The following is a 13,330-nucleotide window of genomic DNA, read 5'->3' as shown; positions in this document are numbered from 1 at the left end:
CTCTACAGTTTGAAGCGATTGACTTCCTGCTGTAATGACGCCGCCAAGTGGGCGAGTTCCTGCGCTTGCACCATAGAGGTTTGCGCTTCAATCGAGAGATTCTCCGACACTTCACGAATCGACTCAGTATTGCGGTTGATTTCGCTGGTGACTGAAGTTTGCTCTTCAGCTGCCGTGGCAATTTGGCTCGCCATATCCGAAATATCATTAATGGCTTTACTGATCAGCAACAGACTTTCGCTGGCGGAATTAGCGTCGGCCACACTGGTTTCTGCCATTTCATGACTCTGAGTCATAGATTTAACAGCTTTGCCGGCGGTTTGTTGGAGGGTTTCGATCATCGCTTGAATTTCTTGGGTCGATGAATGAGTGCGTTGTGACAGTACACGCACTTCGTCGGCAACCACAGCAAAACCGCGGCCTTGTTCACCCGCTCGTGCGGCTTCAATGGCCGCGTTAAGTGCGAGTAAGTTGGTTTGTTCGGCGATGCCACTGATTGTTAATAGAATACTGTTGATCTTCTGTGAGTGCTCATTCAGCTCACCGATAATTCGGCCGGCAGTTTCAACTTCACTGGCTAAATTACGGATAGATTGCTGACTCTGGGCGACTTGTTTGTGGCCATGATTCGAAAGCCCGACTGCATTTTGCGCCGTTTGTGCTGTGTGCTCGGCATTGCTGGCAATCTCTTCGGTGGCACTGGCCATTTCGGTGACAGCCGTGGCGACCATAGTCACTTCATCTTGTTGGACTTCAATGCGTTGGCTGTTGTCCGTGGCCGAAGCGCTGCTGCCTTGGGCCTGATGCTCAAGTTGACCGGCAATCTTGTGCATACGGGAAATCATGCCATGGAGACGTTCCACAAAGCGGTTAAAGCCCGAAGCTAACATACCAATTTCGTCGTGACTGTTGGCAGTATGAATGCGCACTGTTAGGTCACCATCACCTTCGGCAATATCATTGAGTGCTTGGGCAACGCGTTCGAGATCTTTGAATTGGATTTTGAAAATGGCGATTAAAATCAAACCAAAGAGTACTAATAGGGCGACACCTACGGCCGACATCCACCAGGCAAGATCGGTGGCCTGAGACATAATTTCTTTTTTATCCATCACGAAAATCAACGCCCAGTCCGTCGAGGGTATCGCCGCAACATAGACTAACTTAGTGGCGCCATCTAGGGTACGTTCTTCCATGGTATTGGCATTGGTGCGCTGTGATAACCAGCTATTGCTAAAATTACTATCAATTTTTGTGAGTTGCTGGGTATTGAACTGGCTATTGGGATGACTGATGATGAGTCCCGCAGTATCGACCATCAAGGTATAACCTTCGCCCGGCACTTCTAGGCGCTGCACCGCATCGGTTAATTGATCTATGGTTAAGTTTGCTGCGGCTACGCCTATCAGCTGTCCTGCTCCCATCACAGGCTCGGCAATGGTCACGACTTGTTTTTTCAGTGTGGCGCTGACGTAGGGCGCCGTCATGATCATTTTACCGGCGGCTTTAGCGTCCATATACCAAGGGCGGACGCGGGGATCATAATTCGCGGTATTTAGAGACGGATCTTGGCGATACATGTTGCCTTGCTCGTCGCCATAATAGGTGAGGGCAAAGTCAACCGCCGTATGCGCTTGCAGTAAGTGAGGGGTGACGTTTTTGCTCGGATCGGCTTCAATGGCTTGTTTTAGGCTGGTAATGGCCATTTTTCTGTCTTGCATCCATTGACCAATACCGGATGAAAAGGTATTCGCCAGTTGGTCAATTTCATGTTGAGTGTTTTCTAACGCATTATTTCTAATGAAATAACTAGAGATACTTACGAGTACAGCAATAGTGATCAGTACCGCGGAGAGGCTGCTAAACAGCAGTCGTGTTTTGAGTGTCGATCGCATAATCTATTCCTTTATATTCCGTTAGCGCTCTAACGTTGTTTTAGTATAGCGGCTGTAAGAGACAAAACATTAAAGCATTGAGAAATTATAGTAATAAATTTAGACATGACGCCCATAAATCAGTCGCTTTATAATGGCATGATTTTTATGTAAATAACGATTAGGTAAGCCATTTATTATTAATGCTTACTCGATAAACTGAGAAGACTGAATAGAAGAGAAAATAATATTTTACAGATGACGAATATCATTATTTACCGTCACTAAGCCATTAAAACATACCGATTCTCGCTAACGATATAATTAACTATGTTACCGTTTTTCGATTGCGATTAATTGATTCAGAATGCTAGCTTGTTTATTTAACGTTAAGTTGTTTGCGTTACTTTTTGTTATGTTTCGAGCTTAGCTTCCATCTATTACCGCACAAAAAAGGAGCTTCTAGAAGCTCCTTTTAATTCTAAAATGGCTTAAATATCATTGGGTCATTTTACTTTTGATCAACACGCAGCGTTGTTCCATTTGACGGGTTTCTAATAGATTGCGGCGAGTGATATTTGATAATCCCGTTTGACGATCAAGTACCTTGTCTAGCGCTGCTATACTATTGTAATTACAATCGGTAGGAACGAGGAAGTGGCTGTAGTTACGCATAAATACGGGACCTTTTTTGTCCATATCCATTAAGCTCGCCAAACGTTCTTCCGCAGTCGCTGCACTTAATAGTTTCTGCTCAGCAGGATAAAGATTTTGCATAATAATACGTTGCTTGGAGAAAGGCAGGCTGTCTAGATGGACCTTACTTAGCCAGCGACGTTTTGCCGCGGCCTCAGGGCGGATCACTTGCGCCGCAAGCGCTGCTTTCTCGCCAGAGTCCGAATTATCCTTGGCCGCTTCTTTGGTTAAACGTTGCTGCGCGTTAGGGAAATCATAGCGATTGAGCTGGGTGATAATCGCCCAGCGCAAATCTTGATCTAAAGTTAATCCCTTAATTTTTGTTTCGCCGTCAACGAGTTGTGCTAGATGGCGCAGTGAATCCCTGTCGCTGGCTAAACTGACATACGCATCGAACCAAATACGTTGGAAGTCATTATCGCCTTTGCTTTCCATCGCTTTTCTAAGGCTCATCTGGCTTAAGCCTTTGACTGCATTCTCTGCGTAGTTTTGCTGAATAGGTGCGATTTGTGCGAGATACTGCTTCGAGCGCAACATGCTATCGATGATCTGACCGACAATCGTGTAGTCCGTCTCAGCAGGCGCGTTAACAAACACTGTGCTTAGGTATTGATCTAAGCTCAATTTACCTTCGCGAACGCTGTCCCACAGACTTTGCCACAGCATAGAGCGCAGCAGTGGATCTGACACATTACTCAACTGCTGTTTTGCAGTGTTAAAGGATTTGTCATCGAGCTCGACTTTCACAAAACCCCAATCATCAAAGTTTGGATAGACTAAGTCAGGGCAGCGCTCACCAATCAGTTGTTTGACTTCGGTACGCTCACCCTTGTACGTGACAGGCACAGTAACGTCATGGCGTAAATCGTAGCGACCTTGGGTAAAGAGGGCCACTTGGACTTTTTGTTCGCGTAATGTTGGTAGTTCAGTGCTTGCTGGGAGCTGTAGCAGACTAAAGTCACTGATGCGGTTAGCTTCACAGCGATATTCCGCCTTGATGGTGTTAACGCCCGCGCTGTAGAGCCATTCTTGAGTCCATGCGCTTAAGTCACGACCAGCGGCTTTGCCTAGGCTATTGATAAAATCGTCTAATTCGGCATTTTGATAACTATATTGTTTTAAATAATTGCTGACGCCACGGCGAAACACCATGTCGCCCAGCAAGTGGCGCAGTTGTTTTAGTGTTGATGCGCCTTTTTGATAAGTGATCGCATCGATATTGTCGAAGGCGTTTTGGGTTGTTGCCACTGGCACTTCAATCGGATGCGTGGTGACTAAGCTGTCCTGCTCATAGGCTTTTTGTTTGCCTTTGGCGTAGAAGCTGCGCCAAGCATTGGTGAATTCGGTCGCTTCTTGTGTGGCTAGCGTGCCCATAAAGGAGGCAAAGCTTTCATTAAGCCATAGGCCATTCCACCATTTCATGGTAACGAGATCGCCAAACCATTGATGCGCCATTTCATGCATGATAACGCCGGCTAAGTTTTGCTTTTGATCTGCTGTCATGGCCGCTTTAAAGAGGAAATGATCTTCAGAAAAGGTGACAGCACCTGCGTTTTCCATCGCGCCATAGAGGAAATCAGGCACTAGAATTTGATCGTATTTCTTAAAGGGATATGGAATACCGAAGTAGTTATCGAAGAAGGTTAATCCTTGTTTGGTATAGTTAAACCAATCCTGCGGTGTGACTTGGCTAGCCACAGATTCACGGGCGAACAGGCGCATTGGATAGCGGCCCGAGTTGTCTTGCCACATGTGGTAGGGACCCGCATGCATAGAAAAGTTATACGGACTGAGTTTCGGCGTATCAGGGAAGGTCCAACGGTTGTATGCGCCTGCTGGAGTGATTTGGCTTTCACGCATAGTGCTAATCACTTGCCAATCTTTAGGTGCTGTGACCGTAATCTGATAGTTGGCTTTGATATCTGGTTGGTCAAACACGGCAAACATTTGCTGCGCGGCAGCGGGCTCAAAGTGCGAATAGAGGTAGACCTTGCCATCGACCGGATCTTTAAATCGGTGCAAACCTTCGCCGTTGGTGCTGTGAGGACGAGTAAACTGCACTTCAACCGTGTTTTCACCTGAGGTGAGTAAACGCGTATTTAAGCTAATGTAAGCGCCATTGTAATTGGGATATACGGCGGTGCCATTGATCATAAAGCGTTTTATCTGTGCTTTGTTTAAATCTAAGCTCAGCTGTTTGGGTATTTCGCTTAACTGAAAGGTCACTTTGGAGGTGGCGGAAAAGTCGGCTTCCCCTGTGAGCTGAAAATCCAATTCATAGCGAACATCGGAAATAACCTGCGAGCGCAGCGCGGCCTGGTATTGGCTAATGTAAGCACTGGCGTCACGTGGACCCGTATTGAGCGTGCTTTGGGTGGCACACGACATCAGTGCGCCGCAGGCAAGGGCAACAAAACTGGCTTTAAACAAGTTCACAACTTCAATCCTTCAACAATTTGTTTTCTGCTTGAATATTGAATTCAATATCGGGTGTCAGGAGTTGCCTAAGTGGCAAATGATCCCCCGTGCCAGCGCCGATTTGAGCCAGTATCATTGCAGTGTATTTTGGCCGAGTACACTACCTTATTTGCCTAGGATAACCAATGTTAAAAATGTAAAAAAAAAGCCAGCATTTCAGCTGGCTTATTGGAAACTCTGTTTGGCGACAGTCAGCGCCTGAGACAATTACATGCCTAAGAAAGACTTAGACTTCATCTTGCGGATTTCTTTTTCATCAGACCATTCAATCAAGCCTGTTTCTAAATCCATTAAACGCATTGTCATCTTGTAGTACACGTCTTTAGTGCTACCGTCTTGCTTCACTATGCTAGATAAATTGCCGTATAACATGTATTGCGCGCCGATTTGACGACCAAACTTGATGGCGGTTGATGGATCAACCATGCCAGTGTTGTTTTGGTAATCCAGTTGCTTACGGACTGAGTCTACTTTGGTCATGTCGATAAAACGGAACTTGCCTGAGCGCAGTAGTTTGTTGCTGATAGAATCAGTAACTGACTCAGTATCAATGTGCTCTGAGGTTTTATTCTTGATGCTGTCGACAAATAAAATCGGACGGCTATTAGCTGTCATGGCAACGATAGGAGGGAAAGTCATCATACTATCCACCATCTTGGCTGCAATAGCTTGTAGATCCGTTGAGCCAAAGTTCTCATTGACGGTTTCAACTTCGGTGGCATCGCCATACTCGACTTTAGATTGACATGCAGCCAGACCCATAACGGCAGCCAGCACAAAAATCAGTTTAAATTGTTTCATAGTCAGTTCCATTTTGTGATTGTATAAACTTAATGACACTCGTCTTATTCAAATACCACAACCGCTAGGCTAAATGATTATTGAATAAATTCGGGTGTAATTACCAGTATCAATTGCCCAGACTAAGGTGGTTTTGCCTGCTGCAACGTCAATTTTTGCCGGTGGCGCTTTATCTAACTGCAAAGTGTACTCACCCGCACTCAAATAACGCCGCCCGATCTGTGCTTGTTTAGGCAGCGTCAGCCAACTACGGCGATCCGCTTGCTCTGTTACTACGTTAAAAATCTGCATCGCAATACTGCCAATATCGGCGGCATTGTTTCCGGGTCTGCCACTCTTCTCAACCTGATAGGCCATCTCGGATTTGGCATAGACCCTTGCGACTTGGCGAACCAAGGTTGCGGGCAGATCTTCCTTGAGTGCTGTGATGGCTAAGGCATCAATATTGGCAATAGGTTCAGTTTTCAGCACTGTACCTAAACCTTGCACTTGCGTCTCTGGCACAAAAGTATTGTTTGGCATGTAAGTGGCTAGCGACACGGTTTGCCAATTGCCATGGATAGTAAAAGGCACTGTAAGTGCCTGTTTGGCCGGAACAAAACCGCGCTCGACCATCAAAATCACTTGGCCATCTTTGGGATTAGGTAATTTAGCATCGCCCCAACGGCGTTTAAATTCGTCATATTGTGGCATGCCAAGTTGTTTGGCGAGGCGCACCAGATCTTGCTGTAAATAGGTGTTGTTTGGGGTGATTTGTGCCGCTTTACGATAATCAATATAGGCATCGTTTGGCTCACCTAGCACTTCATGTAGTACGCCTGTGGTGTAATAGCTGTAAGCGTTTAAGAAAGAACTCGTCACAGTGCCTGCGGCTTGACCTAGCTTGTTGACCTCGGCATCGATAGTCCCGTTCGCCATGGCTTGTACTGATTTTTGTGATTTTTGATAACGCTCTTGTTCGCTGCTTTGTAACTCGTTACTGCGACGAACTTCGACTAAAGCGCCTTGGTAATCGCCACTAAACAAATAGTTTAGCGCTTGGTATTGGTGCAGCATGATGCGTTCATACCCTGGCCCTCGGTACGGAATCGCATTATCGTTTAACACTAAGCTGCTGGCTGTGGCACCAAGGTCGCTGACACTGACTTTGGCCTTATCATCAAAGGCGGTATAAGCATCGACCGCTTGTTGATAGTATTTTTTACTGGCCGCAAAATCACCGGCGACTTGAGCAATACGGCCCGCTTCTTGAGCATAGAGTAGGCCATCGTTGCCATTGATATTGCTGGCAAGTTTGTCGATACCAGCCAAGGGAGCTGCACTATTCAACTCTTGTTTGAGCGGTTCAATCTGTGAAGGGTAATTAATAAAAATACTGTTGTAGGCGCAGCCCGATAAACTTAACACCAACCCCATTGCCAAAGCGGGTGCGATAAACGCGCGAGATAAAGGTGTAACCAAAGACAGTTTCATTATTGCGCTTCACCTTGTTCGATGGACTTGGCTGAAATCGACTGAGCCTGTTCTGGCATACGTGAACGCTCGAGTAAGGTGATCCCTTGTAGGTGATCAAATTCGTGTTGAAAAATCCGCGCAATAAAGCCTGTTAATTCGGCCTGTTGCCACTCGCCTTGTAAATTCTGGTAGCGCACTTCAATGGCTTGATGTCTTAGTATGTTAAATCTTTGGCCGGGAACGGACAGACAACCTTCTTCGCCGCCGACTAAGTCACTCGATGCATGAATGATTTGCGGATTAACCACGACTACAGGCGCCATATTGGGTGCGTCGGGATAACGTTCATTAGGTCGAGAAGCCATAATAAATAAAGCTAAGGGACTGTGAACCTGTGGCGCCGCGATGCCAACGCCTTCGGCGGGTTCCATGCTGGCAGACATTTGCTCTGCAAGGTGCGCGAGCTCGGCATCGAAATGATGCACTGTAATTGCAGTCTGCCCTAGGATAGCTTCACCCACTAACGCTATGGGTAATAAAGGCGGGGTTTGTTTTGGCATCAAATGTTTAAACATCGCATTCCCTGGATATTTTGCGGTAACCGTCTTTTAATCAAAGTCTTATTTTAAAGCGTCAGTATTTAGTAATGTGGCGGCGGTGTTTCTTCAGCCTGAGTCGCCATATTACTTGGTTCCATATCTTGTAGCTTACCAATCAGTAAGTGAATTTGGTGTTGTTGGTGAGCCACGAGTCGATTTAATTTGATCACTTCTTGGTTTAATTCTTCGACTGTGAGCTCTTGAAAAGCCAATTTGGTTTCTAGATCTTCAATCTGTGCTTGTACGCCTTGCATGACTAACCTCTATTGCTGCCAAGTCTCAACTAAGCCTTGGCTACTGATACTAACGACTTTATTGGTATCTCGAATTGCCACAGAGTATACAACGGCTCCTCGATTTTGGCTGTTTTTAGTGAGTGCAACCTGCCATTTTTCGATTTCTTTACCCGAGTCGCGTTGCCACAGTATGACTTCCCGCGCCGGCGTTCCCGTTAATATCTGGCTGTCTTGTTTGATAAACCGCACCGCGGAAAAGTTCATCTGACGACGTGTAATATCTAACTGATTTAAAAGCTTGCCGCTGGTGTTATCCCATATCTTTGCTTCATTGGTGCTGCCATTGGTAAAACTTAGCGTACCACTGTCGTTAAGCGCCACTTTAGTGATACGGCTGCCTAAGGTCCAAGTATGAAGCGGCTGACCGGTTTGCGCCTGCCAAAGAATCGCCTGCATATCATTCGACCCCGTTAATGCTAAACGGCCATCTGCGGAGAGTGAAACGCTATTGACGCGATCCTTATGTCCCAGAAATTTGATTAAGGCACTTTGGGCGGCATTGAGTGACATGACGGAGCCATCATTTAAGCCAATGAGTAGCGCGCCATTATCGGCTACCGCCACGCTTTCACCGGATGATGGCAAGGACCACCAACCCAAGGATTTTCCGTCGGCTATTCTCCACATGGCAACTGAATCTCGGCTTAACGATGCTGCAAATAGTCCGTTGGGCGAAATCGCTGTACCTGTGACGCCAGTATTGATATCGCCATGTATCCATTGGTATTTTAGTGTATGAGTGCTGAGATCCCAGTATTGGACTCCACTGCTTTGGGTGGCGACTAAGGCGAATTGTCCATTGCTTGATAGGCTTGCGCTATAGCTAGGTTCAGTGGTGAGAACGCTAATGTCTTCTGCTTTAGGATGGCAAGCTGTCAGAAAAATTGTGCAAATTACCAGCAGTAGATTTTTCTTCATGAACTTGCTCCCTAAGTTGCTGTCTTTAGACTTGATCAAGTGACATTAATCACTGTTAACCCATAAAGAATCTAGTTGGTATAACCGAGATAACTAGTATAAAGTTGTCACGCTTAGGTTATTGTAACCGCTTGAGGATGCTGAGGAAGCTTTAATGAAATCGATTTATAAATTATCGTTAGTTGCATTGGCCGTTATTGGCCTATCTGCTTGTAATCAAGAAGAAAAAGCAGCTGCTGTGAGTACAAGTGTTGAATTAACGACAGAAGCTCAAAAAGAAGCTTACAGTGTAGGCGCTTCAATCGGTCGTTACATGTCAGGTCATATCAAAGAGCAAGAAGAATTAGGCCTGCCAGTTGATCGCACTCTGATTGTCACTGGTTTCACTAATGGTCTGAATGACCAATTAAAATTAACCGAAGAAGAAATGCAAACCATTCTTCAAGGTCTAGATAAAAAGTTAAACGATAAACGTCAGGAACAAGCCACTGCGATTTCTGCTAAGAATATCGAAGATGGTAAAAAATTCCTTGAAGAAAACAAAGCTAAGACTGGCGTAGTAACCACTGAATCAGGCTTGCAATACGAAGTATTAACACCTGGTACTGGCGAAAAACCTGCTGCTGAAGACACTGTAGAAGTGGATTATGTAGGTACGTTAATCGACGGTACTGAGTTCGACAGTTCATACAAACGTGGTCAAACGGCTAAGTTCCCACTGAATCGCGTGATCCCAGGCTGGACCGAAGGCGTACAATTAATGCCTGTTGGCGCTAAGTACAAGTTTGTTATTCCTGCAAACTTAGCCTACGGCGAGCGTGACACTGGTACTATTCCACCCAATTCCACACTGATTTTTGAAGTTGAATTGAAATCAGTTGAGAAAGCATCTGCAGCGCCAGCCGCTGAACCAGCAGCAAAAAAGTAATGAATTAACTGCCGCGTTTATTACGCAGTAAGTGAAATACCGCTCCTAAATGAGCGGTATTTTTTTGTCTGTAAAAATCACATTATAGTTTTAATGCTTAATTTATTGCCTTGCTATACAAGGTTTACAGCCTTAACTCATGTTTAATTTTATATAGCAATCATCAATCTCTATCGGCTATTACAATGGATGGTATTAATCATTAACGCTAGCTCGCTTTAGCGTTGGTTTTATTTCAAAATAATGAAGGCTAAATTACGTTTTAATGATATCTACTATCTTTTAAAGCGCCGCATTTTTTACATTTTATTGGGTATTGCATACCGATAAAAATCATTAAAATATCACATTAAAATATTGGTTATTATTTGTACTCGCCAGTGCTTTGGCTGAGCTTGAGTGTATTACTCTTACTGTTTGTTTTTATTTGGCTAATACTTTCGAATTATTACCTTGTTCTTCTGTGTGAACAGTGCTGTGTCCATAATCATTTACTCATCAATGTGTTACATTGGTAATGTGCGATCTTGCCCTCTTTTTTTACGCATTCAACTCTGAAATAATCCGCCCGCACGTTAATAGAAGTTAGCGGCAATATTATAATAATGGGGTTGATGATATGGATAATGTTAATAAGTTAACGGCTATTTCTTTAGCTGTAGCAGCGGCTTTACCTATGATGGCAAGCGCTGATGTGATGATTACCGAATATGTTGAAGGTAGCTCAAACAATAAAGCGATTGAACTCTATAACGGCGGCGATACGGCAATTGATCTCGCGGGTTATAAACTGGTTCGTTATAAAGATGGTGCAACTGTTGCGTCAGATATGGTGGCATTAGATGGCCAATCCATTGCGCCTAAAACGACTAAAGTGATTTTAAATTCTAGCGCTGTGATCACGCTTGACCAAGGTGTTGACAGTTACTCTGGCAGTTTAAGTTTTAATGGTGGTGATGCGGTCGCACTCGTTAAAGATGATGCGGTTGTCGATATTATTGGCGATGTGCCTACTCCTGCGGGTTGGGGATTAGACGTTACTTTAAAACGTAAATTAGATGCGTTAGTGGCGAATACTGTATTTAATGCCGCCCAGTGGGAACAATTACCTAAAGATACCTTCTCAGGTTTAGGTTATCTAGAAGCTCCAGCTGAGCCTGAAGTACCTGTTTTTAGCTGCAGCGGCGCTAAAATTGTGCCTATTTATCAAGTACAAGGTGCGGGCGAGTCGAGCCCATTTGTACCAGAAGGTGCATTTGAGTCTGAGGCTGAAGTGACAGTGCGCGGTGTTGTGACTGCCCGTGGCGAAAGCTTGTTTAAAGGTTTTTATCTGCAAGAAGTGAAAGGTGATAACTCACCGTATACCTCTGATGGTGTGTTTGTATTCTTAGGTGAAGCGTCGCCTGAAGCAATTCAACCTGGGGTTGAAGTGTGTGTGCAGGGTAAAGTGAAAGAATACTTTGGCTTAACTCAAATCGATATTAAAGCCGATAAGAAATTTGAAGTCGGCGCTAAGGGTGAAGTCCCTGTTGCCGCGCCTTTCTATGTCGCCGATGGCGAAACCTTAGCGCAAGCATTAGAGCGTTATGAAGGCATGAATGTGGCTTTGGATGCGGGCAGCGATCTTAAGATCAGCCGTACCTTCAGCTATGATTACGCTGGCCGTCGCAACAACATGTTAGTGTCTTATAAAGAACCGCTAATGAAGTCGACACAGCTTTATCCCGCGCTTTCTGCTGAAGCGACTGCGTTAGTTAAATCTAACCTCGAAAACCAACTCTTTATCGAATCTGATTACAAACCTGCAAATGGTGTAATTCCATATTTCCCTGATTTCAATGTGGAAACTGGCTATATCCGTGTGGGCGACCAACTGACTAACCTGCAAGGTGTGATTGGTTACAGCTACGGCGCTTATCGTTTAGTGGCAACTAACACTATTACAGCGGGTGATTTTATCCGTGGTGATGACAGAACTGATGCCCCAAGCGTCGCCACTAAGGGCGATCTACGTGTGGCTAGCTTTAACGTGCTCAACTTCTTTAACGATGTTGATGGTGGTGATGCTAATCCATCAGGCAGTAATCGTGGCGCCTTAACACTTGAAGAAATGGTTTTACAACGCACTAAAATCGTTAGCGCTATTACAGCCATGAATGCTGATATCGTCGGCCTGATGGAAATTGCTAACAACGGTTTTGGTGAGAAGAGTGCGATTAAGAACTTAGTCGATGCACTGAACGAGAAACAAACCCCTGAAAATGCTTATAGCTTTGTTGAAATCACCGATGCCGACAAGTATGACGGTAAGTACTTTGGCACTGATGCTATCACTGTCGGCATGTTATACCGCGGCGGCAAAGTGACCTTAGCGGGTGCAGCGCAAGCTATTGATACTCCAGAGCAACATGCCAGTGCCGGCAGCGTGACTCGTACTAAAGATGGCAAAACTGAGACAAATCCAGGTAACGATGCTTACCAACGTCACAGCTTAGCGCAAACCTTTAAAATCCATGATGAGTCGCTGACCGTAGTCGTTAACCATTTAAAATCTAAAGGATCAGGCTGTTTAGAGGATTGGGCGAACTTTGAAGAGTCGGTTGATCCTGCTGATCAACAGGGCAAGTGTAATGCTTTCCGTGTTTCAGCTGCCAAAGTTTTGGGTGAAACATTAAAAGACGTGAAGGGTGATTTACTGATCATCGGTGATATGAATGCCTACGGTATGGAAGATCCTATTCGCGTGTTGACCGACTTTGATGCGAGCAAGTCAGATCGTGACATCATGACCGCGTCGTGGACAACGCTCGATGGCAAAGTATTTGAACGCCAAGGCAGCAAGATTGAAAAAGGTTATGGCCTGATCAACTTGAACACAAAAGCCCACGGTACAGGCACTTTCTCTTATAGCTATAACGGCGAGCTAGGTAACTTAGACCATGCTTTAGCCAATGCTAGCTTAGCTAAGCGCTTAGTGGATATTGAAGATTGGCATATCAACTCAGTGGAATCTAACCTGTTTGAATACGGTAAGAAATTCTCTGGGGATCTGGCTAAATCTGAAAATGCGTTCTCTGCATCGGACCACGATCCTGTGATCGTTGCCTTAAGCTACCCAGCGCCGGTTGTGCCACCAAAACCTGAGCCAACGCCTAAAGATGATGGCGGTGCTTTGGGTTATTTAGGTTTAGCACTGATGTCTTTGTTTGGTTTACAACGTCGTCGCCGTTAACCTGTGTAACGGGTGCGCTCACAAGTGTTATTTGTGAGCTAGACTGAAATGAA

General features: G+C 45.1%; 9 protein-coding genes. 2 read left to right on the top strand and 7 right to left on the bottom strand.

What is annotated here, in order from left to right; translation table 11 throughout:
• Window positions 1–2: 2 nt before the first annotated feature.
• From AYJ58_RS20155 to AYJ58_RS20125, 7 genes are all read right to left on the bottom strand, one after another.
• Window positions 3–1,895, bottom strand: coding sequence for a methyl-accepting chemotaxis protein (locus tag AYJ58_RS20155; RefSeq protein ID WP_106651463.1), 1,893 nt, complete (start codon window positions 1,893–1,895; stop codon window positions 3–5).
• Between the two features lie 477 nt (window positions 1,896–2,372).
• Window positions 2,373–5,006 carry an aminopeptidase N gene (pepN, locus tag AYJ58_RS20150; protein ID WP_106651462.1) on the bottom strand — a complete coding sequence of 878 codons (2,634 nt, stop codon included), beginning with the start codon at window positions 5,004–5,006 and terminating at the stop codon, window positions 2,373–2,375.
• A 249-nt stretch (window positions 5,007–5,255) separates the two neighbouring features.
• Window positions 5,256–5,849: a penicillin-binding protein activator LpoB gene (gene lpoB / locus AYJ58_RS20145; protein WP_006080406.1), complete on the bottom strand. Its 594-nt coding sequence runs from the start codon at window positions 5,847–5,849 to the stop codon at window positions 5,256–5,258.
• Between the two features lie 69 nt (window positions 5,850–5,918).
• A complete protein-coding gene (locus AYJ58_RS20140) occupies window positions 5,919–7,322 on the bottom strand; it encodes a COG3014 family protein (RefSeq protein WP_106651461.1) in 1,404 nt (467 codons plus the stop codon).
• Window positions 7,322–7,879, bottom strand: a complete 558-nt coding sequence (gene def, locus AYJ58_RS20135; protein WP_106651460.1) for a peptide deformylase — start codon at window positions 7,877–7,879, stop codon at window positions 7,322–7,324. The genes AYJ58_RS20140 and def overlap by 1 nt, the downstream gene beginning before the upstream one ends.
• A gap of 65 nt (window positions 7,880–7,944) precedes the next feature.
• On the bottom strand, window positions 7,945–8,157 hold the full coding sequence (locus AYJ58_RS20130; protein ID WP_106651459.1) for a SlyX family protein: 213 nt from the start codon (window positions 8,155–8,157) through the stop codon (window positions 7,945–7,947).
• 9 nt (window positions 8,158–8,166) lie between these two features.
• A complete protein-coding gene (locus AYJ58_RS20125) occupies window positions 8,167–9,117 on the bottom strand; it encodes a WD40 repeat domain-containing protein (protein WP_106651458.1) in 951 nt (316 codons plus the stop codon).
• 154 nt (window positions 9,118–9,271) lie between these two features.
• Between AYJ58_RS20125 and fkpA the strand changes: the two genes are divergently transcribed.
• Both fkpA and exeM read left to right on the top strand, forming a co-directional pair.
• Entirely contained in the window at window positions 9,272–10,045 is a 774-nt protein-coding gene (gene fkpA, locus AYJ58_RS20120; protein ID WP_106651457.1) for an FKBP-type peptidyl-prolyl cis-trans isomerase, read from the top strand.
• 619 nt (window positions 10,046–10,664) lie between these two features.
• The gene (gene exeM / locus AYJ58_RS20115; protein WP_106651456.1) at window positions 10,665–13,277 is read left to right on the top strand and encodes an extracellular exonuclease ExeM; all 2,613 of its coding nucleotides are present in this window, start codon (window positions 10,665–10,667) and stop codon (window positions 13,275–13,277) included.
• The last annotated feature ends 53 nt before the right edge of the window (window positions 13,278–13,330 follow it).

It is taken from the genome of Shewanella sp. Pdp11 (assembly GCF_002838165.1).
GTDB classification, from domain to species: Bacteria; Pseudomonadota; Gammaproteobacteria; order Enterobacterales; family Shewanellaceae; genus Shewanella; species Shewanella hafniensis.
This window is presented reverse-complemented; position numbering and strand designations above follow the sequence as displayed.

Excerpts from the sequence above, each read along its gene's own strand:
- exeM (WP_106651456.1), top strand. The coding sequence starts at position 10,665 with ATGGATAATGTTAATAAGTTAACGGCTATTTCTTTAGCTGTAGCAGCG.
- AYJ58_RS20125 (WP_106651458.1), bottom strand. The coding sequence starts at position 9,117 with ATGAAGAAAAATCTACTGCTGGTAATTTGCACAATTTTTCTGACAGCT.
- AYJ58_RS20140 (WP_106651461.1), bottom strand. The coding sequence starts at position 7,322 with ATGAAACTGTCTTTGGTTACACCTTTATCTCGCGCGTTTATCGCACCC.
- def (WP_106651460.1), bottom strand. The coding sequence starts at position 7,879 with ATGTTTAAACATTTGATGCCAAAACAAACCCCGCCTTTATTACCCATA.
- AYJ58_RS20155 (WP_106651463.1), bottom strand. The coding sequence starts at position 1,895 with ATGCGATCGACACTCAAAACACGACTGCTGTTTAGCAGCCTCTCCGCG.
- AYJ58_RS20130 (WP_106651459.1), bottom strand. The coding sequence starts at position 8,157 with ATGCAAGGCGTACAAGCACAGATTGAAGATCTAGAAACCAAATTGGCT.
- lpoB (WP_006080406.1), bottom strand. The coding sequence starts at position 5,849 with ATGAAACAATTTAAACTGATTTTTGTGCTGGCTGCCGTTATGGGTCTG.
- fkpA (WP_106651457.1), top strand. The coding sequence starts at position 9,272 with ATGAAATCGATTTATAAATTATCGTTAGTTGCATTGGCCGTTATTGGC.